Genomic DNA, 19,248 nt, shown 5'->3' on the forward strand with positions numbered 1-19,248 from the left:
CGGCGATGATCAGCGGAAGTTGACGAACTGCACCGCGACATCGAGGTCAGCCGACTTCAGCATCGCCATCGTGGCCTGCAGGTCGTCGCGGCTCTTGGACGAGACACGGAGCTCGTCGCCCTGGATCTGCGCCTTCACAGTCTTGGGCGACTCGTCGCGAATCAACTTTGAGATCTTCTTCGCAGCCTCCTGTTCGATCCCGTCCTTGAAGCTGGCCTCGATGCGGTACTCCTTGCCCGAGGCGAAGGGCTCGCCAGCGTCTAGGCTGCGCAGGCTGATGCTGCGCTTGATGAGCTTCTGCTCGAACACCTCGAGGATCGCCTTCACGCGCTCTTCGGAGTTCGCCTTCATCAGAACCTTTTCGCCGCTGTAGTCGATCGAGGCGCCGATATTCTTGAAGTCGTAGCGCTGCTCGACCTCCTTCTGGGCCTGGTGGAGCGCGTTGTCGGCCTCCATCTTGTCGACCTTGCTCACGATGTCAAAGCTTGAATCTGCCATGGCGCAATTGTACCGGGGGAGGGCGCGGCGTCGTGAAGCGCAGCGGGCCCCCCGTGTGCCTGAGCGGGTGTCGGGCTCTTCCAAGCGGGCGTCTGTAGGGTGGCCGAGTGAACTCCGACAGCCGCTCCGGGAAGCCCAGAGGGTCCGGTAAGCCCAGAGGTTCTGGGGCGCCGAGCGGTTCCGGGAAGTCCAGCGGCGGCGGCACAGCGAAACGCCGCGGCGCAGCTGGGTCGCAGAAGCCGCGCGGCAGGCGGGCAGGGGGACGCACGCAGTCGAGCCGACGGAAGCATGGCATCCATCGCCGTGGGTGGCTGATCGCCGCCTCGGTTTCGGGTTCTGTCGTCGTGTTGCTCGTGTTCGGAGTGGCTGCGGCGGGCCCTCTGGGCGACGCTGTACGCCAGGCTGTGACTGAGGCCCAGGCGGGTCAGGGTGACCGGCAGACCGTCGTCGTACCCCCGGCGTCGATCGCGGTGGCCCAGCTGGGCAGCACTCCGGGTGCGCTGCCGGGTGTTGCGGGGCGCGTCGACCAAGCGTGGGCTACGCGCGTCGCGACGGACACGAACATCTCCTTGCGGGCCATCCAGGCGTATACGGGCGTCGCGGTGGCCAAACAGCAGGAGGACCCGGGGTGTCACCTCGGCTGGAATACGCTCGCCGCGATCGGTTCGGTCGAGTCGGGCAACGGAACCTACGCAGACAGCTCGGTCGGGGCTGACGGCGCTGTCAGCCCACCCATCTACGGCATCGCGCTCGATGGCAACGGGGTGACCGCCATCGCCGACACCGATGGCGGGTCGATCGACGGCGACGCGACGTTCGACCGGGCCGTCGGGCCGATGCAACTGATTCCCGAGGCGTGGCGCAACTGGGGTACCGACGCGAACGGCGACGGCGTGGCCGACCCGCAGAACATCGACGACGCTGTGCTCGCCACGGCCAACTACCTCTGCCACGCCGGGGGCGACCTGGGTACCGAGGCAGGCTGGAAGAAAGGTGTCGCGGCCTATAACGACGCGACCTCCTATGCCCTCAAGGTCTCGCAGGCGGCGAACCGCTTCGCCGCTGCCGCTGGCTGAGGAGGGAGCGTGTCGCGAGAAGGCTCAACCAGCTGGTGGCGCCGTCGACGTTCGCACGATGAGCTCGACGGGCAACGGGATGTTCGTGGGCAGCGGGTCCCGTCGGCCGGGGTGAAGGCGGTCCATCAGCATCTCGACGGCCTGCTCGCCCTGACGGCGCGGAAACTGGGCCATGGTCGTCAGGCCGAAGAACTCGGAGTGCTCGTGGCCGTCGATGCCGATCACCGATACGTCACGCGGCACCGAGAGTCCTAGGTCGCGGGCCGCGAGGATCGAACCGATCGCCATCTCGTCTGAGGCAGCGAAGATCGCGGTCGGCCGGTTGGGAGGGTCCACGAGCAGTTCGCGCGCGGCTTCGTATCCACCCCGAATCGTGAAGTCGGCTGGCCGAAAGAGCGGGGGGTCGGGCTGCACGCCGGCGAGCCGAAGAGCGTCTTCGTAGCCGGCCCTGCGGTTGGTGGGCAGGTGGAAGTCGAGTTCGAAGCGCGAGGCGCCGCCGATCATCCCGATGCGGGTGTGTCCGAGGCCGAGCAGGTGTTCGGTCGCGAGCATGGCTACGGCCACGTCGTCGACACTGAGCGTCTGCACGCCCTTGAGTGGGCCGCCGATGCCGACGATCGGCTTGTGCAGGTCGAGCAGGCTCTGGAGCTCGCTCTCGTTGAGTTCGATGGTGAGGGCGAGAACGGCGTCGACGCGTTTTCGCAGCAGGAAGTGCTCGAAGACGCTCGTGCGCTCGTCGTCTCCGCCGCTCAGGCCGTACAGGGTGAGATCGTAGCCGTTGCGAAGGAGCGCGGCCCCTGCCCCCTCGAGCACCGAGGAGTAGAACCAGCGGCTCAGGAACGGTACGACCACGCCGACATTCTTCGTTCGGCCGCTGGCGAGGCTCGACGCCGACGACGAGACGACGTAGCCGAGTTCCCGTGCCGCTTCGTGCACCCGGACCCGAGTCGACGGGGAGACGTGCCCATTGCCGCTCAGCGCGCGGGAAACGGTCGCCGTTGACACGCCGGCGAGCTTGGCGACGGCTTCGATTCCGGGCATGGCGCGTCCTTGCTGAGACCTGCACGACAGAGTGCAACGAATTGATGACTCCGAGTTTAGAGGGTGTCGTGCAAGCGTGTACACACCGCACTTCTCACGCCTGCTGCTCGTGTCGATTTCGCCAGAGCGGCCCCAGTGAGTATTCTTGTGCGAGCGCCTTCGGTTGTGTTGTTCGAACGTGGTCGGGTGCGCCTCGGCAAGTTACCCTAGCGGCCAAAGGGATCTGACTGTAAATCAGACGGCTGAGCCTTCGGGGGTTCGAATCCCTCACTTGCCACCAATGAAAGCCTTGAAATCACTGCGATTTCAAGGCTTTTTGGTTTGAATGGGGGTATAGGGGTTATCGGCCAGAACGGGGTGGATGGACGCGAGCCACTAGGACTCCTTGCGCTAGTTGCTCTCCTTGGTGTCGATGAGTCTCAGGGGTTCGACTAGTCAGATTCTCTAGACGGGGACGAGAAACGTGGGACGTGCCGGCCGAGCCGGACGGCCGTCGTCGCTAACGTGAAGTCGCACATGCGGCAGGCCTCGTTGACCGCGCCAGAAGGAGACGGCTGCGCCACAAAAGAGTCTCCGAGTAGACCAGAGCGCAGGATTCATCTGACTGGATCGATCTCTTGACGATGAAAGTTATCACTGGTAAATTTTTGACAGCTTCCACTGTGGGGAGCGAAGGCGAGAATTTCGAACTCGCTGATTCTGATGTCAGAGAGGACACGAGAATGGTTAAGAGAAATGCGAGGCGAGGGGCGGTCGTCGCGGTCCTGCTGGGGGCGCTCGCGCTGTCGGCATGTGCGTCGTCCGGAGGAAGCTCCTCCGATCCCGAAAGCTGCACCCCGGCGCCGAAAGGCGAGAAGGTGACGCTGAGCTTGTCTACCTGGATTCCAAACTTTCAGGAGACGGTCGACTTGTGGAACAGCGAGCATCCAGATATCCAGGTTGATTACACCGAAGTCACCCAAGGGAACCAAGGTACGTACCAGACTTATCTCAATCAGATCAAGGCGGGTAAGACGGCCGACCTCGGGTACTTCGACTACGACGTGCTGCCGACATTCCGGATCGCTGACGGTCTCCGGAACCTCTACAAATGCGCCGGTGTGGCCGACGCACAAGACAAGTTCATCAAATCGGCGTGGACGGCAACCACCTTCGGACAAGACAAAAGCATCTATGGGCTCGGACTGGACTTCACTCCCGAGGGCCTCTTCTATCGCGCCGATCTTTTCAAACAGGCGGGAATTCCCGTCCCTACCACATGGGATGAGTACTACCAGGCTGCCAAAGCAGTGAGGGCGACGGGCGGCTACATTGCCAACCTCCCGAGTTGGGGCACCTTCTGGCCGACCAACTGGATGCAGGCTGGTAAGAAGTGGTTCGAGCTCGACGGTGACACCTGGAAGGTGAACATCGCGACGGATGAGAACAAGCAGATTGCCGATCGCCTTCAGCAATTGGTTGATGAAAAGCTGGTCACGACCTACCCGCTCTTTCAAGATGAGTACTCGAAGGCTCTCAACGACGGCGTCATCTGGAGTCAGCTCGGCGGGCCATGGGGATTCCGCCTGATTCCCAGCTCTGCAGCCGACACCGCGGGTAATTGGTCACTCACCAAGATGCCCGTGATCGACGGATCAACCAGCATCGCCTCATGGGGTGGTGCGGCGATGGGCGTCTTCAAGAATTCAGCGCACCCGTACGAGGCAGCAGAATTCGCCCTGTGGGCCACGACTGATCCCAAAGCGCTCGCTCTGAATTCGTCGCGGGGGGGCATCTTCCCCCCGATCAAGGACGTTGTGAGCCAGGTTCCAGAAATGCAGGCCACAAACCCCTTCTTCGGCGACCAGGCTGTCTTCAAGGAGATGAACTCCTGGGCTGAAGATGTGAATCCCGAGTGGCTCTGGGGCCCGACGATGGTGCAGGTGAATGCAGACCTCGAATCAGAGATGGCTAAAGCGCTTTCAGGGCAGCAGACGATCTTCGATGCGTTGAAGGTGGTCCAAGGCAACACCGTCGATGCAATCAAATCGCAGGGACTCTCGGTCACGCAGTAGGCCAACTGGGTCTGGTGCACACATGGCGCCAACGTTGCACCAGACCCAGTCCATTCGCAAAGGAGCACACAAAGCATGACGGTCAACCTTCCGGCGGGTCATCTCGAACGATCCGCGCCAACGTCAGGCCGGCGACGGATGTCATTCACGTCTCACACCGGCGCGATCCTCGCGCTCGTCGCCCCGTTCTTGATTCTGCTCACTCTGTTCTATCTCGTGCCGATCGGCTACGCCCTCGTGCAGTCGTTCTTCAAGCTCGAACGAAGTTCCGCGTTCGGATCGCCGCGCGAGGTCTTCGCCGGATTCGAGCAGTATGTTCACGTACTCGAGAACGCTGCGTTCTGGGGGAGTCTGGGTCGAGTCGGGGTGTTGCTGGTGACGATGGTACCCGTGATGATCCTGCTTGGCCTCCTGTTCGCTTTGCTCATCGATTCGACACTGGTAAAGGGACGACGTTTCTTTCGCCTGGCGTTCTTCGCCCCCTATGCAGTTCCCGGTGTGATCGCCGCCATCATGTGGGGCTTCTTCTACGCGCCGACGCTCTCGCCGTTGCCGGGAGTCGCGGAATCGCTCAATCTCCTCGACTCCCGAGGAATAATGATTGCCCTGGCGAACATTATCGTGTGGACGGTATCTGGCTTCAACATGCTGATCATGTATTCGGCGCTGCAAGCGGTTCCTCAGGAGCTGTATGAGGCCGCTCGCATGGATGGCGCCGGCAACGTGCGGATCGCAGTGCTCGTCAAGGTGCCACTGATCATGCCATCGATCATCATGACCGGGGTGCTGTCGATCATCGGGACCCTCCAGCTCTTCAACGAGCCGACGGTTCTCAAGACGCTGTCGAAGGCGGTAGGCCTGGACTTCACGCCAAACATGCTGGTCTTCAACACAGCTTCGATCCCGAACTACAACCTCGCTGCCGCCACCTCTGTAGTCCTGGCACTTCTCACGGCTGCGCTGTCGTTCGTCTTCCTCCGAATCACCCAGAAGAGAGCATTTGAATGAAATCCACCACGCTAGGCGCCCCCGTGGAGGGGCGAGGGCGCATCGCAAAGGATCGACCCATCAGTGTCATCGCAGCCACGGGCTTCATGATTGCGTTCGCCGTGTACTTCCTGACTCCCTTGTGGTGGCTGATCGTCGCAGCCTCGAAAACAAGGGCCGACATGGTCTCCACGTTCGGTCTGTGGTTTTCGACCGATAGCTTCGCTCTCTTCGACAACGTCGCGGCGCTATTCACGGAGAACGACGGTGCATTCGGACGGTGGATGCTCAACAGCTTCCTCTATGCCGGTGTCGGTGGGGCTGTGGGCACACTGATTGCCGCGATGATGGGATACGCATTGGCGAAATACCAATTCCGGGCTCGCAACGCGCTGTTCAACATCATCCTGGCCGCCATTCTCATCCCGGTGACCGCCCTTGCCCTGCCGTTGTTCCTGGTGTTCGGCGCCGTCAGCCTCACGGATACGTTCTGGGCGGTCTTCCTACCCAGCCTCGTCAGTCCTTTCGGCGTCTATCTCGGTAGGATCTATGCCGCAGCCGCTGTGCCTGACGAATTGCTCGAGGCATCTCGGCTCGACGGCTCGGGTGAACTGCGAACGTTCTTCAGCATGTCGCTTCGCCTCATGGCGCCAGCATTGGTGACGATCTTCCTGTTCCAGTTCACCCAGATCTGGAACAACTTCTTCCTGCCCCTGGTCATGCTTCAGGATGACGCGCTCTATCCGCTGAATCTCGGTCTCTTCAGTTGGAACTCGCAGGTGTATCTGGCGCCCGATCTGCGCCTCTTGGTGATAGTCGGATCACTTGTGGCTATCATTCCGGTGATCATCGCCTTCTTGCTTCTTCAGCGTTACTGGCGGACCGGGCTGGCTGCCGGAAGCATCAAGTGAGTTGTGTCGCGGTCGCCCCGCGGCGATACGGTCAAGAGTTCGAGTGGGCCGGCGGTTGACGTAGCGGGCTCTGCGTACCCGAAACGAACAGCCCGTCGATTGCCCCTTCGAGATCGGCTGGAGCATCGATTCGCGGATCGATCAGAGACTGAAGCTGCAGGCCATCTGCTAGAGCGACCAGCCATCGAGCGGTGCGATCTGGATCCAGCTCGGACTTGATCAGTCCCTGGCGTTGGCCTTCCCGCACTGCGTCGGAGAGCATCTTCGACGTCGTTGCGAACCGTTCCCTGAAGTAGTCGTGGGCAGGATGATCTGGGTCGACCGCCTCGGCCGCGAAGGCGATATACAACTGAACGATGCCGCGTATCGTGAGGTTTTGGCGAATAGCCGTCGCATACTGGTCGAGAGCGTCAGTCGTGCTCTTCGCCAAGTCTCGATTGTCTTGGCTCCACTGTTCTACTACCTCTCGCAACAGATCCTCTCGTGTTCCGAAGTAGTAGATGATGTGGGCCGGTTCGATGCCCAATGCACGACCGATCGCCCGGAGTGTAGTGCCGTTGTATCCCTTCCGGGCGATAACCTCCATCGCCGTCCTCAAGATCTCCTGACGGCGAGCGGCACCCTTCGAGTAGGTGCCGCGTGTGACCATGATCCTCAGTCTAAAGGGATTGACGCCCGTCTTGAGTAAATATTAACCAATGGGTAAAATCGTGGAAACGTACTTACAAGGAGGTAGCAGATGGGCGCCATCGCCATTTCGAGCTTTAGTCTGTTCACGCAACTCGGGCCGCTCCATTTCGAGACTCGAGGCGACGATGGTGTGGTGCGCCCGAGTGCCATGGATCTGCCGAGCAGAATCGATCTCGAGCAGTTCATCGCTCTCGTTCCGCAGGAGACGGGACTTACTGCTGTTGAGTTGTGCCAGGTGCAGTTCGGAGAAACCACTCCGCAGAGACTGGAACGCCTCAAGGCGGCGTTTGCGACTGCTGGTGTCCGTTTGCTCACCGTGCCGATCGATGTGGGCGACATCTCGACGCCCGATGCGGCCCATCGGGACGAGGACGTCCTTCGCATCATCGACTGGCTTGACATTGCCCAGAGCCTCGGCGCACGATTCGCGCGGGTCCGCATCGGATCGCCGATCGAGGGTGCTGATACCGAGGGATCGGGACTCGTCCGGGCGCTCGGAACGCTGGCCGACGAGGCGGCGCGTCGTCATCTTGAGCTTCTCGTCGAGAATCACGGTGGGCTGAGTTCGGATCCGGGATTTCTCCTGAGCCTGCAGAAGCAGATCGGCGAGGATCGCATGGGCATCTTGCTCGACCTCGGCAATTTCGAACCGGTCAGCACTGTCTCGATCGGCCGTATCACGGGAAATCCGGTTGATGAGAGCGGTCTCGATGTCGAGCACATCTACAAGAAGATCGAAATGCTCGCGCCACATGCCCGGCTTGTGCACGCCAAGGCGATAGACGCCGGCGCCGACGGTGAGCCGCTCCTCGATCTCGATCGCTCATTGGCGATCGTTGCCCAAGCTGGCTATGACGGTGACATCAGCATCGAGTGGGAGGGCCTGCTCGGCGATCCGTGGGAGCAAGTGCGACGGGTGGTCGAGCGTATTCGCAGGGCGTTTCCAGCGATGGCCGACGTCAAAGCGTCTTGATGCGGATGTTGCGCCAACGGCAGGCGGCGCCGTGACCCCAGCGCTCGCCGCCGATACCCAAGTCGCTGTCGTGCACTTCGAGCGCTATGTGACCGCGGTCACCGAGGGCGTCGAGCACCCGAGCTGCGTCGTAGTCCGGTGAGTCCAGTGTCGCGGTGTCGACCTCGGCGATCTTGAGGCCATTCACCCAGGTGGTGATCACGGGTAGGGCTCCGATCGCTCGGATCCGGATCTCGTTCCAGTCCGCCCACTTCCACACGCGAAGGAAATCATTGACATCGGCGGCATAACGGAGCCGCGCGATCTTCTCCGGAGTGACCGGTTCAAGGCTTGTGGACGGATCATCGGCCTCAAGGCCCAGGATCTCGCCCGAGGCATCGCGGCGACCACGCACGGCGAACGGTACCGCGGAGAAACTTGCAAGCCCGTTGCCGAAGAACCCCCCGATTCCGCCCGATTCCCGGTGGTCGACAAGGACTTGGAACCCCTCCCAAGTGTTGCGCCGTCTACGGATCATGACCCCGGTGTCGGCCGGCCAATCCGGCTTGGCTTCAACTACAAGTTCGAAATCGCCATAACTCTCGTCGCTGACCAGGTAGCCCCCATAGCCGCTGCCGGGCGCATCCTGACGCCCGACGATCGCACCGTCCTCGACGGTCCAAACGGCGGGGTGCTTCTCGGGTTCGACAGGGCGGCGAGCCCCTTGGGCGGCGAGCATGTCGAGAACGGCAGGGCCACCGGGGTAGAGATCCCCATAGATCCGGGGCGCGGTGTGCCACCCCGCGAGAGTGCTGCCATCGAACAGTGGGCGGAAGCCCTCGTCATCGAATTCTGTGAGCGTCATTGCTTTCTCCTCATGAGCGTCCTTTGATATTATCCAACGGTAAAAAACTCATGGCGTCAAATATTGAGTTGTGATAAATTTTGTCTGCAGCCACGACGGCTGCAGATTTGGAGACAGCCAACGATGGCGAGAACTCAGAACCTTGGCATTAATCCACTTCCCTGGATTCTGGTGGACATGTCCTACAATCTCGATCGCGATGTTCTCACGCGGGCGATGAAGGAGCTTGGCGGCATCGGATTCGACCACATCACGGTTGAGATTCCAGATGGATTGACGCCGCGACAATATGGTGCCTTGCTCAGCGACAACGGGTTCAGCCCTGCGCCCGGCTACTTTTCTGGCCGCTGGTCTGACCACGACTCTCACGCCGGGCTTGTCGAAGCACTCAAGGTGCATGCGGCAGCGCACGCAGAACTCGGCCTCGACCGTGCCTTCATCGCGCACGACCTCGTACCGGAGCGGATCGCAAGACCGGCCGTCGGTGTGGCAGCGGATCCCTTCCGTTTGGCGGTCATCGCGGATGGTCTGGCGCTTGCGGCCGAGGCGGGCGTCGCAGAAGGTGTGCGGTACGCACTCCATCCACACGTCGGTTCGTGGATCGAGACCGAGGAGGAGACCCGTTCAGTACTCGATACAACTGCCGGGTCCGACCTCTTCTTCGGCCCCGACACCGGGCATCTCTATTGGGCCGGCGCCGACCCTGCAGCTCTCATGCGCTCGTACTCGGACCGTATCATCGCTGTGCATCTCAAAGACGTCAATATGTCGGCTCGCGATACTGCGATCGCGAAGGGCGACGAATATCGAGCGGCGACGGTGGTCCGCCACGTCTGGACCGAACCCGGGCAGGGCGCGATCGATTTCGAGGAGGTGTTCAAGAGCCTTCCCGCCGCTTTCGACGGCTGGTTCGTGATCGAGGTTGATGTGCCTGATGCGGCTTCGGCTGTTGAAAGCTCCGCCATCTCCCTGGCTTTCGTCAACCAGCATCCCTATTTTGCGCCGGTGACGGCATGACCGACCGTATCGGCGTCGGCATAGTCGGAGCCGGGCCCGTAGTGCAGGCGATCCACCTGCCGACATTGGCGAGATTGACCAACCGCTTCGAGGTGCGGGTGATCCTCGACATCGATGAGAACGTCGCAACGGACGTCGCAGATCGAGTGTCGGCTCGAGCTACGACGGACTTCCAGGATCTGCTCGATGACCCCTCTGTGGAAGTCGTCGCCATCTGCACACCGGCATTCCTGCACGCTGAACAAGTGATAGCTGCATTGGAGTCAAACAAACGTGCCGTCTTCTGTGAGAAGCCGCTCGCACGTACACTTGCCGAGGCCGCGCGCATCGCAGACGCTGTCGAACGCACCGGGGTCCCTCTGGTCGTCGGTGCCATGCATACGTTCGACCCGGGCTGGCTCGCCGTAGGTGACGTGGTCGAGAAACTGGCCGCGACTGCGCATACCGTGCGCTCGAGCATCGCTCTGCCGTTCAACAACCGTTTCGAGGATTGGGCGACCGAAATCGTTCAAAGGCCTCCTCGACCAGAGGGCGGCACTCCCGACGCAGAGGCGCTCGCCTCGCTGATGTCGCTGGGTGTGCTCGAGCTCGCCATTCACGATCTTCCTGTGGTGCGGCGCTTTCTGCCCGATGCCGACGAAGTAACAGTGTCGGCCGCCGTGGGGCTCGAACCATTCGGCTATGCGATAACAGCAGTGGCAGGCGATCGGATGATCGAACTTTTCGGTCTCATCAGCGCCCAATGGCAGCCGAAATGGGAGTTCGAAGCCATCAGCGACGACACGATGCTGCATATCGAGTTCACTCCGTCGTTCGTGCAGGCCGGATCTGCTGTCGCGACTGTCACGATGGGCGGAGTGAGCACCACCTACGGCAGTTATGGACACAATGGGTACGAAGGCGAGTGGCGAGCCATCGGCGATATCGTAGAGGGGAACCTCGGCTTGATGCCCGACATCGCCGACTTGATCGACGACCTCACGTTTGCGATCAGGCTCGCGGAGGGAGCGGCCGACGTTGTCCGCTCGGCAGCACTTTCGGCGGAGGCCTCCGCATGAAGGCACAACTGTCAGTTGCTTCGCGACCGGAGACTGCTGAGCTCACCCGTGCCGTTGTCGCATCATTGCCTCAGTCGTTCAGCCTCGCGGCAGGCGACGCAACCCTCGCGGATGTCACTGTCATCGGCGGCGCCAGAGGGTGGGCATCGACGGCATCCCATCTCATCGCGGCCGGCGCAGAGCGGGTGATCGTCATTGATCCGCGTGCCGACGATCCGTCGGCGATCGGCGGCGTCGCCGCTCTCGCAGATTCGGTCGGCACCCGCGTTGTGCTCAGCGAGCCATTCGCTGGCAACGCTGGGCTGGCGGCTGCGGCCTCCTCCTTCAGCGGCTCCGCGTTGATCTCCATCGTGGGACTTGTGACCGGAGACCTCGATGAGAACCTTCTCACGCATCTTCGCCTTGCTCGACTGGCCGGTCTCGCGGATGTGTCGATCGGCGACACGAGGACGACCGAGCGTGCGCGTCTGTCGACGGCGACTGCCAGGCTCGGTGATTCATCGACAATCGTGAGATCGCTTCTCGCGAGATCGCTCGCGGCTCCTGCGAGCCATACAATCCGCGGATATGCAGGTGATCGAATGATCGTCGCGACCGTATTCGATGGCGATACGGCGCGGCCCGCACTCGTGACGGTGACGAGCGACGAGGGCGCAATGCTGCTACCTACTGTGTACGAGAGTGCACATCGAACGGCCTTTCGATCACTTCTCAGTGAAGCTGTATCAACGGAGGTAGTGCGGTCTTTCGCAATCGACGTTGAGACAGCGAGCTCCGTGACAGGCGATCGGCGGGCCAGACGGTGACGGCGGGTAAACTCAGGGTAGTCATTGCCGGGACCGGCATGATCGCCGAACTTCATCGTCGGGCCGCCGTGCTTTCGGGCGCAGTCGTTATCGGTGTGCTCGGGTCCCGACCAGAGCGTTCACACGAGGTTGCGGAACGCTGGGGCGTGGAACACGCGTTCGGTGATCTCGTCGAGGTGATTGCAGCACGCCCAGACGTGGTGCACATCTGCACGCCGAATAGCTTTCATTTTGCGTATGCGCTCGAACTTCTGGATGCCGGTATCCATGTCGTATGTGAGAAACCGCTCGGGTTGACGGCCGCCGAGTCCATGGAGATGGACGCGAAGGCAGCGGCGTGCGGACTCGTCGCAACCGTTCCGTTCGTGTACCGCTTCCACCCTATGGTTCGCGAAATCCGCGAGCGCCGCCTCGCCGGGGAGTTAGGCGAAATCGCGCTCATCCACGGCAGTTACCTGCAGGATTGGATGCTCGCCCCTAACGTCGGGAGCTGGCGGGTGGATCCGATCGCAGGCGGGGCGTCCCGCGCGTTCGCAGACATCGGATCCCACTGGTGTGACCTCGTGGAATGGGTGAGTGGCGAACGCTTCTCCGCGGTCTCCTCAGCGGTGTCGATCCTTTACCCTGAACGACCGTCTGAATCGGCCACAGCGTTCACTGGCGGAGGGTCGGGCGAGTTGGGAGTGGTCACCACCGAAGACATAGCGCTAGCTCAATTCCGCACGGAATCCGGCGTGCTTGCCTCTGTCACCGTCTCGCAGGTTTCCGCCGGCCGGAAGAATCGGCTGTGGTTCGAACTTGACGGCACCCGGCAGAGTGCCGTCTTCGACCAAGAGAATCCCGAGTCGGCGTGGATGGGCGCTCAAATTCAGTCCTCAACAATCGTCCGGGATCCCTCAGTGAACCGTCCCGAAGCAAGGCGCCTTTCGAGTCTTCCTGCCGGGCATCCCCAGGGCTACGCACATTGTTTCGAAGCGTTCGTCGACGATACCTACGCCGCCGTACGCGGGGACGTGCGTGACGGGCTGCCTACCTTCGCCGATGGAGCCCGTGCTGCCCGCATTGTCGAGGCGGTACTAGGGTCTGCACGAGATGCCGCGTGGAAGGTCATCGCATGACGCTCAGGGTCACCAAAGCGGGTGATCCATGGGACCAAGGAATTGACGATTGCGGAGCGGAAGACCTCGACCCGCCGTCGCCGTCGTGACGGGAGAAGGAGGGCTTGAGTCGAGCTCATGCCCTCCTTCTCGGCTCTCGCGGGGCGAAGGCCGTTGTGAACGACATCGGAATCACTGCGATTTCAAGGCTTTTTGGTTTGAATCGGGGCCCAGGCCCCACAACAGCCCCGCACCAGGTTCAGATCGCCGCGTGCGAATCCAGCCACCGATTCGCCGGGCCGGGCGTTCGCCCCTATCCTTTTCAGGCGGGCGGATGCTCGTTCACCTGGTTCTTGCACCTGGAGCGTGATGGCAGATCGAACTCCCGTGACCCCGGTGCGACTCGGCTGGGTGGGCCGCCTGGGTGCGGCGTCGGCCCGCCGCCCGTGGATCGCGATGACCGTGTGGATCCTGCTGCTCGGTATCGCTCTGGCAGCGGCACTCGGTGCAACGGGGAACCAGACGCTCTTCCAGCTGCTGGTGACTGGTGCGCCCGCCGCCGAGGGGGAGAGCAGCCGGGCCACGGCGATCCTCGAGGGTGGAGACCCGCGTGACCAACTGAGTCTCACGGTGCATGGAGTGTCGCCCACCGATGCCCAGGCGATCCGCCTCTCGACGGGGATCTCCAGCACGCTCGCCGGGCTGCCCGACATAACAGTTGTCAACCCGCTTGTCGTTCCCCCACTCGCTGATGGGAGCGCGAATCCGGCGGCGTTGCCCCTGCTGGCCGACGACGGCAACGGATTCCTCCTTACGGCAACGATCTCCGGTGTCGACGGCCACGCTCCCGACAAAGCCGTCCTGAGCACTGTCGAGGCCGCGCTGAATGCCGGCGCGATCCAGTACCGCGCGGCGTTTCCGGGCGCGACCGCCGAGGTCGGCGGCTCGCCGCTGCTTGTCGAATCGCTCACGTCGATCTCTGAGAGCGATCTCGCACGAGGTGAGACGGTCGCTCTGCCCATCGCACTCATCGTCATGCTTGTCGTCTTCGGTGGATTCATCGCAGCAGGGATTCCTCTCGCAGGTGCGGTGGCAGCCATCGGCGGTGCGCTCGGAGTGCTCTTCTGCTTCACTTTCTTCACCGACATCAATACGAGCGTCGTGAATGTCGTCACTGCAGTGGGCCTGGGCCTCTCGATCGACTACGGATTGTTGATCGTGAGCCGCTTCCGTGAAGAGTCCCGGAAGCGCCGGCTGGTGTCGAGGGACGAGCGATTGGCTGCGGTCGGCCTCGCGGTGAATTCGGCCGGACGTACGGTCACCTTCTCAGGCACCGTCTTTGCAATTGCGGCTCTCGGCCTTCTGCTCTTCGATCCACCGATCGTGCGAGCGATCGGCATCGGCGCTCTGGCAGTCACCATGATCGCGGTCGCATCTGCGCTCACGCTCATCCCGGCGCTGATCGGATTGAGTGGCGAACGCCTCATTCGCCCGGGTGTGCTCACACGTATCCCCGGTGTCGGCCCACTGCTCAGCCGATTCGGTGACGTGGCGCCCCCTGAGGGGTTCTTCTCCCACCTGACCAGGCGTGTGCAACGCCATCCCGCGCTCATCACGCTGGCCACTGTGGTTGTGCTGCTGGTGATGGGCAGCCCCCTTCTGACGCTCCAGCTCGCGAACACGAGTGTCGATGCCATTCCGAAGTCGTCGACCCAGTACGACTTCGTGCAGACGGTGAACGGGTTCTTCCCGCAGGCGACGAGCCCGCGCGTGCTTCTCGTGACCGAGACCGAGGCCGACGCGGCCAACTGGGCCGCGCAGGTGAAATCCCTCGACCGCGTGGCGGCCGTCGGTGTGCCGACCGCCTCGGGTGACGCCTGGAGTGTCCGGGTTGCGGTCGACCAGCCCACCGACGGCGTCAGGGTCGTGCACGAGATCCGGGATGCCCGGCCGGCCTTCCCCGCCTGGGTCACCGGTATCGACGCCGACACCGCCGACCTGGCCGGGTCGCTGCTCAGTGGGGCACCGCGAGCAGCGCTGCTCATCGCGGTGGGAACGATGGTCGTGTTGTTTCTGATGACCGGTTCGCTGATCATCCCGCTGAAGGCACTCGTCGCCAGTGCGCTCTCACTCGGAGCCTCGATCGGAGTGCTGGTCTGGGGCTTCCAGCAGGGCAACTTCGCTGGTCTGATGGGCTTCAACGCCGCCGACGTGCACGGGGTGGATGCCCTTGTACTTCTGCTGACCTTCGTGTTCGGTTTTGGGCTGGCAATGGACTACGAGATGTTCATCCTCTCGCGGGTGACCGAGCTGGTCGAGGCTGGTGTTCCGGCAAAGGAGGCGATTGCGCTCGGACTGCAGCGCTCCGGTCGCATCATCACCTCAGCTGCGCTCATCATCATCGTGGTGTTCGCAGGCTTCGCGACCGGTGACCTGATGCTCATCAAACAACTCGGGGTGGCGCTCGCCGTCGCTGTTCTGCTCGACGCGACGCTGGTGCGCTGCCTGCTGGTGCCTGCATTCATGACGTGGTCGTATCGCTTCATGTGGTGGGCGCCGCGCTGGCTCAAGCCGGTGCACGCGAGGTTCGCGCTGCGCGACTGAGCCGGCACGACCATGCTCCAGTCGAGGCCCCACCATGCACGGCCACGGGTGCATGCCCTGGTCAGTGGAAGCGGGTGGCCGCGCGACCCCAGTACTCGTCGCTGCCGGTGAGGCCCGACCGCAGGCCGGAATCCCCCAGCTTCAAGGCGAGGCCGACCCAGTTCTGCAACCCGGACGGGTCAGGTACTCGCCCGAGATACGACGAGTACATCGCGCTCACACGGCTGCTGATCGTCTCGGTCGAATCCCAGAACTGCGCTATGACCCAGTCGCGACCATGGGCCTGTGCAAGATCTGCCCAGAATTGATACTCCGACCCGCTTCCCGAACGTTTCAGGAGCGTCTGGTACAGCGACAGTGCGAACGACAGATTTGTACCCCCGTGGTTGGTGAAGTACTCCAGTGACCCGTAGAAGCTGGTCTCGATGTCGTCGGTGGTCAGCAGACCCTGTTGCATGCGTGTCAGCCAGAAGGTCTGGCCTCCGGGATCAGAGCCGCGCCCCAGGATGCCCCGGTATGCGGCATTGATGCGGATGAGGCGGTATTCGTCGCTCGAGACGAAAGCGTCGGACACGGCAGTTCGGGCACCGCCACCGTCGAGGATCTTCGTCCAGAACATGAGCTCGCTGAACGACGGTGTGCGGGCGAGGTAGTCGTTGTACAAGGCCGTCACGTAGGAACCGCTGGCAGAGAGCACGTTCACGCCTGCCCCGATCGCTGCGAGGTTCAGTGGCACATTCGTGTTCCTGAAGTCGATGTGTTCGTGATTGCAGGAGTCGGAGAACTGATTGATGTTCACGAGGTAGAGCGAGGTTCCCGCCGACACCCTGCATTGGTACTGGCCGGCGTTCGTTCCGTCTGGAACCACGCTGTCGAGGAGTTTGAGAAGCTGGATGGTCTGCGAATTCGATCCGTTGAGCACCACACCGCCGACAACGGCGAAGTCCACGGCCCTCGCCGGATCAGTGCAGTGCACGGAGTACGTCGGAGCTCCACAGTTTGTCTGGTCGCCGATGCACGGTCTCTGGATGTCGGAGATGGTGACCGAGCCGAACTTGTACAGCGTCAGAACGATGATCTGCAGGATTCGAGTGTCGACGGTGCAGCCCGTGAGCGCCTGGCCCTGGGCGAGAGGTGCGATCTCGCGGTCGAAGATCGCAGGCGGGTTTGTGCGGAGCGCGCCTGCCGTCTTGGCGTCGACGAGCGCCTGGGCGAGTTCCCGCGGGTCGTTCGACACCAGCGGAGTGCCGGCCGCCTGTGCCCCGGCGCTGGGCGCGGTAGGTGACGGCGTCGGCGTCGCGGACGACGGAGGTGTGGATTTGGCCGGTGTCGGAACGATCGTCGGCAGGGCCGTCGGTGTCGGGGCTGGCGTGGTCGTCGCTACCGGTTGCGGAGACGCTGAAACTGGAGTACTCGGAGACGGCGGTCCAGCATCCGGTGTCGGTGTCGGTGCCTGGGTCGGGGTGGGCGTCGGCGCGCCTGTCGCCGTTGGCAGAGGGGCGGTGGATGCTGCGGCCAGCAGCGCCACTGACGGTGTCGGTGTTGGCTGTGCGAAGGCGGGCTGCACACCCACGCCGCCGAGGCCTGCCACCAGGGCGATGGTGACGGCAATGGACACTCTGTTCAGCCGGATCACAGTACTCCTTGTGCGTTCATGGGGTAGCTTCAGAACGACGAGCGAGTTCGGTACTGGCTGGGCGACGTTTGTTGCAGGGGTGGTCGGTGGTGCTCTTCATTGGCTTCAGGGATCGTTACGAAGGGGGAGTCGGAATGAGACTCGGTCTGGTTCGGTCATTCTCCGGGGCCGCACTGTTGGCAACGCTGGCTCTCGTGACAGGATGCACGAGCGCAGCCATCCAGCCGTCCCCGACATCGTCGACGTCGACCGCTTCGGCAACCTCGAGCCCGCAGCCGTCGTCGGCACCCCCCGCAGCAACTCCATCGATGACCCCAGTCCCCAGTACAACGCCCTCGAATCCTAACCCGAGCTCCGCTGCTTTGGCCAGTGTGGTGCTTGCCTGCCAGAGCTGGCAGACGAGCCTCTCCCAAGACAAGGCGACCTTCCCGACGACGCAGGCCGCTGCGGCGGCGCAGGTTTCGGCGGCGGCCGCCGTCGATTCGCAGTGGCAGACTCTGGCCTCTGACATGAGCTATCTCGTCTCGGTCATCGATGACACCAGCTCTGAGGCGCAGGCGAAAGGGCAGCAGACGTTCACCGACCTCTCGAACCAGTGCCTCGCGGTGGGAGTGACGGTCAACGGCGGCTAGCAGGGCCCCGTCTCCCGAGCGAATCCGCCCCGCAGCGACCAGCGGGTAGAGTTCGGGCATGACCGATCTGCCTGCGCAGCTTGCTGCGATCGACGACCTGCCGCGCAACCGCCACGAACAGACCTCCTTTCACCGGGGCACGTTCTCGTTCTTCATCCAGAACGATCACGACGAGAAGTTCAGCGTCTGGGTCTACCGGCTTGTCGACTGGCACGAAGTGGGTCGCTTCGAGCTCAGCGGCGCAGCGGGGGCCGATGTGCTCTACGTGGCCCGCACCCACAAGTCCCACGGGCATCCTGAGGTCACGGGTGAGCCGCTGCCGTGGCGGGACGCCGTCGCCTGGCTGGTCGACACCGTCGAGGGTTCAGCAGCATGACGCTCGCTGACCCGAACGCAGAGCTGCTCGCCATCGCGCGCCGAATCGCCGTCGAAGCGGGCACCTTGGCGGCCCGCCGTCGCCAGGAGGGCGTGCAGGTTGCGGCGAGCAAGTCGTCACTCGAAGACGTGGTGACGTTCGCTGACCGCGAAGTCGAGGCGTTCATCCGCAGCTGCCTTGCCGATGCGCGCCCGAACGACGGGTTCCTCGGCGAAGAATCGACGGAGTCGGCGTCGGTGGGCACCTCCGGCCTCACCTGGGTCGTCGACCCGATCGACGGCACGGTCAACTACCTCTACGGCATCCCGGCCTACAACATCAGCATCGGCGTAGTCGAGGGTGAACCCGACCCTGTGACCTGGCATGCGCTTGCGGGCTGCGTCGTGAACCCTGCTGCTGGCGAGGTGTACACGGCGACGAATGCCCGGGGGGCCTTTCTCGGCACGACCCCGCTCGCGGTCAACCCTCCCGTCGACCTCTCGCAGGCGCTCGTCGGCACGGGCTTCTCCTACAGCGCGGAGACGCGCGTGAAGCAAGGGATCGTGCTCGGGGAGCTGATCGGCCAGGTGCGTGACATCCGGCGAATCGGCGCTGCTGCCCTCGACCTGTGCGCGGTCGCCGCAGGCCGGCTCGACGCCTACTATGAGCGCGGCTTGAACCCGTGGGACCACGCGGCTGGAGCGCTGGTGGCGCGTGAGGCGGGTGCGGTTGTGACGGGGTTCAACGGCACGCCGGCCGCACGGGAGTTCACGCTGGCTGCGGAACCTGCGTTGGCCGCCCAGCTCGAGCCGATCATCCGCGCCCTGTTCGCGAAGGCCGGTCTCTGACCTGAGTGCGGGTCTTGCGAGATGGGTAATCGACTTCAGCACCTCAGCAAGCGCCCGACGTGAGAACCCGAAGAAGCACAGCTTCTTCGGCGCTGGCGTCGCGGAGGGCATCCACTGGATG

19 protein-coding genes and 1 tRNA gene are annotated in these 19,248 nt (G+C 63.0%); 15 read left to right on the forward strand and 5 right to left on the reverse strand.

Going from position 1 to position 19,248, the window contains the following annotated elements:
- Positions 1 to 9: 9 nt before the first annotated feature.
- Positions 10 to 498 (reverse strand): YajQ family cyclic di-GMP-binding protein, encoded by a 489-nt coding sequence (locus JOE66_RS03070; RefSeq protein ID WP_205106665.1) that lies wholly within the window; start codon positions 496 to 498, stop codon positions 10 to 12.
- A gap of 107 nt (positions 499 to 605) precedes the next feature.
- Here JOE66_RS03070 and JOE66_RS17565 point away from each other — a divergent pair, with 107 nt between their 5' ends.
- Complete coding sequence (locus JOE66_RS17565; protein WP_307827028.1) at positions 606 to 1,574, forward strand: lytic transglycosylase domain-containing protein; 969 nt, start codon at positions 606 to 608, stop codon at positions 1,572 to 1,574.
- Between the two features lie 24 nt (positions 1,575 to 1,598).
- Here JOE66_RS17565 and JOE66_RS03080 read toward each other — a convergent pair whose 3' ends face one another.
- Positions 1,599 to 2,615, reverse strand: a complete 1,017-nt coding sequence (locus tag JOE66_RS03080; RefSeq protein ID WP_205106666.1) for a LacI family DNA-binding transcriptional regulator — start codon at positions 2,613 to 2,615, stop codon at positions 1,599 to 1,601.
- Positions 2,616 to 2,810: 195 nt separating this feature from the next.
- Between JOE66_RS03080 and JOE66_RS03085 the strand changes: the two genes are divergently transcribed.
- The 4 genes from JOE66_RS03085 (at position 2,811) to JOE66_RS03100 (ending at position 6,567) form a co-directional block, all read left to right on the forward strand.
- Positions 2,811 to 2,895 (forward strand) — tRNA-Tyr (locus tag JOE66_RS03085).
- A gap of 343 nt (positions 2,896 to 3,238) precedes the next feature.
- Positions 3,239 to 4,669, forward strand: a complete 1,431-nt coding sequence (locus JOE66_RS03090; RefSeq protein WP_239518434.1) for an ABC transporter substrate-binding protein — start codon at positions 3,239 to 3,241, stop codon at positions 4,667 to 4,669.
- A 75-nt stretch (positions 4,670 to 4,744) separates the two neighbouring features.
- A complete protein-coding gene (locus JOE66_RS03095; RefSeq protein ID WP_205106670.1) occupies positions 4,745 to 5,677 on the forward strand; it encodes a carbohydrate ABC transporter permease in 933 nt (310 codons plus the stop codon).
- On the forward strand, positions 5,674 to 6,567 hold the full coding sequence (locus tag JOE66_RS03100; RefSeq protein ID WP_205106672.1) for a carbohydrate ABC transporter permease: 894 nt from the start codon (positions 5,674 to 5,676) through the stop codon (positions 6,565 to 6,567). The genes JOE66_RS03095 and JOE66_RS03100 overlap by 4 nt, the downstream gene beginning before the upstream one ends.
- Positions 6,568 to 6,598: 31 nt before the next feature.
- Here JOE66_RS03100 and JOE66_RS03105 read toward each other — a convergent pair whose 3' ends face one another.
- Positions 6,599 to 7,216: a TetR/AcrR family transcriptional regulator gene (locus JOE66_RS03105; RefSeq protein WP_205106674.1), complete on the reverse strand. Its 618-nt coding sequence runs from the start codon at positions 7,214 to 7,216 to the stop codon at positions 6,599 to 6,601.
- 90 nt (positions 7,217 to 7,306) lie between these two features.
- Here JOE66_RS03105 and JOE66_RS03110 point away from each other — a divergent pair, with 90 nt between their 5' ends.
- Entirely contained in the window at positions 7,307 to 8,230 is a 924-nt protein-coding gene (locus JOE66_RS03110) for a sugar phosphate isomerase/epimerase family protein (RefSeq protein WP_205106676.1), read from the forward strand.
- Here JOE66_RS03110 and JOE66_RS03115 read toward each other — a convergent pair.
- The gene (locus JOE66_RS03115) at positions 8,217 to 9,074 is read right to left on the reverse strand and encodes a 3-keto-disaccharide hydrolase (protein ID WP_205106678.1); all 858 of its coding nucleotides are present in this window, start codon (positions 9,072 to 9,074) and stop codon (positions 8,217 to 8,219) included. The genes JOE66_RS03110 and JOE66_RS03115 overlap by 14 nt on opposite strands.
- A gap of 63 nt (positions 9,075 to 9,137) precedes the next feature.
- On the opposite strand from JOE66_RS03115, the gene JOE66_RS03120 reads away from it, so the two are divergent.
- The 5 genes from JOE66_RS03120 (at position 9,138) to JOE66_RS03140 (ending at position 15,656) form a co-directional block, all read left to right on the forward strand.
- Positions 9,138 to 10,091, forward strand: a complete 954-nt coding sequence (locus JOE66_RS03120; protein WP_205106680.1) for a sugar phosphate isomerase/epimerase family protein — start codon at positions 9,138 to 9,140, stop codon at positions 10,089 to 10,091.
- Complete coding sequence (locus tag JOE66_RS03125; RefSeq protein WP_205106682.1) at positions 10,088 to 11,149, forward strand: Gfo/Idh/MocA family protein; 1,062 nt, start codon at positions 10,088 to 10,090, stop codon at positions 11,147 to 11,149. Before JOE66_RS03120 ends, JOE66_RS03125 begins: the two co-directional genes overlap by 4 nt.
- On the forward strand, positions 11,146 to 11,955 hold the full coding sequence (locus JOE66_RS03130; protein WP_205106684.1) for a hypothetical protein: 810 nt from the start codon (positions 11,146 to 11,148) through the stop codon (positions 11,953 to 11,955). Before JOE66_RS03125 ends, JOE66_RS03130 begins: the two co-directional genes overlap by 4 nt.
- Entirely contained in the window at positions 11,952 to 13,073 is a 1,122-nt protein-coding gene (locus JOE66_RS03135; RefSeq protein ID WP_307827029.1) for a Gfo/Idh/MocA family protein, read from the forward strand. Before JOE66_RS03130 ends, JOE66_RS03135 begins: the two co-directional genes overlap by 4 nt.
- A 348-nt stretch (positions 13,074 to 13,421) precedes the next feature.
- On the forward strand, positions 13,422 to 15,656 hold the full coding sequence (locus JOE66_RS03140; RefSeq protein WP_239518208.1) for an MMPL family transporter: 2,235 nt from the start codon (positions 13,422 to 13,424) through the stop codon (positions 15,654 to 15,656).
- 61 nt (positions 15,657 to 15,717) lie between these two features.
- Here the strand turns inward: JOE66_RS03140 and JOE66_RS03145 are convergent, their stop codons facing one another.
- Entirely contained in the window at positions 15,718 to 17,292 is a 1,575-nt protein-coding gene (locus JOE66_RS03145; RefSeq protein ID WP_205106688.1) for a DUF4214 domain-containing protein, read from the reverse strand.
- 202 nt (positions 17,293 to 17,494) lie between these two features.
- On the opposite strand from JOE66_RS03145, the gene JOE66_RS03150 reads away from it, so the two are divergent.
- Genes JOE66_RS03150 through JOE66_RS03165 form a run of 4 tightly spaced genes read left to right on the forward strand, consistent with a single transcriptional unit; the run spans position 17,495 to position 19,127 of the window.
- On the forward strand, positions 17,495 to 17,638 hold the full coding sequence (locus JOE66_RS03150) for a hypothetical protein (protein ID WP_205106690.1): 144 nt from the start codon (positions 17,495 to 17,497) through the stop codon (positions 17,636 to 17,638).
- A gap of 16 nt (positions 17,639 to 17,654) precedes the next feature.
- The gene (locus JOE66_RS03155) at positions 17,655 to 17,924 is read left to right on the forward strand and encodes a hypothetical protein (protein WP_205106692.1); all 270 of its coding nucleotides are present in this window, start codon (positions 17,655 to 17,657) and stop codon (positions 17,922 to 17,924) included.
- Positions 17,925 to 17,982: 58 nt separating this feature from the next.
- Complete coding sequence (locus JOE66_RS03160; RefSeq protein ID WP_205106694.1) at positions 17,983 to 18,300, forward strand: hypothetical protein; 318 nt, start codon at positions 17,983 to 17,985, stop codon at positions 18,298 to 18,300.
- The gene (locus JOE66_RS03165) at positions 18,297 to 19,127 is read left to right on the forward strand and encodes an inositol monophosphatase family protein (protein WP_205106696.1); all 831 of its coding nucleotides are present in this window, start codon (positions 18,297 to 18,299) and stop codon (positions 19,125 to 19,127) included. The genes JOE66_RS03160 and JOE66_RS03165 overlap by 4 nt, the downstream gene beginning before the upstream one ends.
- The last annotated feature ends 121 nt before the right edge of the window (positions 19,128 to 19,248 follow it).

The sequence above is a fragment of the Subtercola frigoramans genome (assembly GCF_016907385.1).
GTDB classification, from domain to species: domain Bacteria; phylum Actinomycetota; class Actinomycetes; order Actinomycetales; family Microbacteriaceae; genus Subtercola; species Subtercola frigoramans.

Excerpts from the sequence above, each read along its gene's own strand:
- JOE66_RS03140 (WP_239518208.1), top strand. The coding sequence starts at position 13,422 with ATGGCAGATCGAACTCCCGTGACCCCGGTGCGACTCGGCTGGGTGGGC.
- JOE66_RS03115 (WP_205106678.1), bottom strand. The coding sequence starts at position 9,074 with ATGACGCTCACAGAATTCGATGACGAGGGCTTCCGCCCACTGTTCGAT.
- JOE66_RS03090 (WP_239518434.1), top strand. The coding sequence starts at position 3,239 with ATGAAAGTTATCACTGGTAAATTTTTGACAGCTTCCACTGTGGGGAGC.
- JOE66_RS03165 (WP_205106696.1), top strand. The coding sequence starts at position 18,297 with ATGACGCTCGCTGACCCGAACGCAGAGCTGCTCGCCATCGCGCGCCGA.
- JOE66_RS03095 (WP_205106670.1), top strand. The coding sequence starts at position 4,745 with ATGACGGTCAACCTTCCGGCGGGTCATCTCGAACGATCCGCGCCAACG.
- JOE66_RS03100 (WP_205106672.1), top strand. The coding sequence starts at position 5,674 with ATGAAATCCACCACGCTAGGCGCCCCCGTGGAGGGGCGAGGGCGCATC.
- JOE66_RS03070 (WP_205106665.1), bottom strand. The coding sequence starts at position 498 with ATGGCAGATTCAAGCTTTGACATCGTGAGCAAGGTCGACAAGATGGAG.
- JOE66_RS03130 (WP_205106684.1), top strand. The coding sequence starts at position 11,146 with ATGAAGGCACAACTGTCAGTTGCTTCGCGACCGGAGACTGCTGAGCTC.
- JOE66_RS03105 (WP_205106674.1), bottom strand. The coding sequence starts at position 7,216 with ATGGTCACACGCGGCACCTACTCGAAGGGTGCCGCTCGCCGTCAGGAG.
- JOE66_RS03160 (WP_205106694.1), top strand. The coding sequence starts at position 17,983 with ATGACCGATCTGCCTGCGCAGCTTGCTGCGATCGACGACCTGCCGCGC.
- JOE66_RS03125 (WP_205106682.1), top strand. The coding sequence starts at position 10,088 with ATGACCGACCGTATCGGCGTCGGCATAGTCGGAGCCGGGCCCGTAGTG.
- JOE66_RS03110 (WP_205106676.1), top strand. The coding sequence starts at position 7,307 with ATGGGCGCCATCGCCATTTCGAGCTTTAGTCTGTTCACGCAACTCGGG.
- JOE66_RS03150 (WP_205106690.1), top strand. The coding sequence starts at position 17,495 with ATGCACGAGCGCAGCCATCCAGCCGTCCCCGACATCGTCGACGTCGAC.
- JOE66_RS03080 (WP_205106666.1), bottom strand. The coding sequence starts at position 2,615 with ATGCCCGGAATCGAAGCCGTCGCCAAGCTCGCCGGCGTGTCAACGGCG.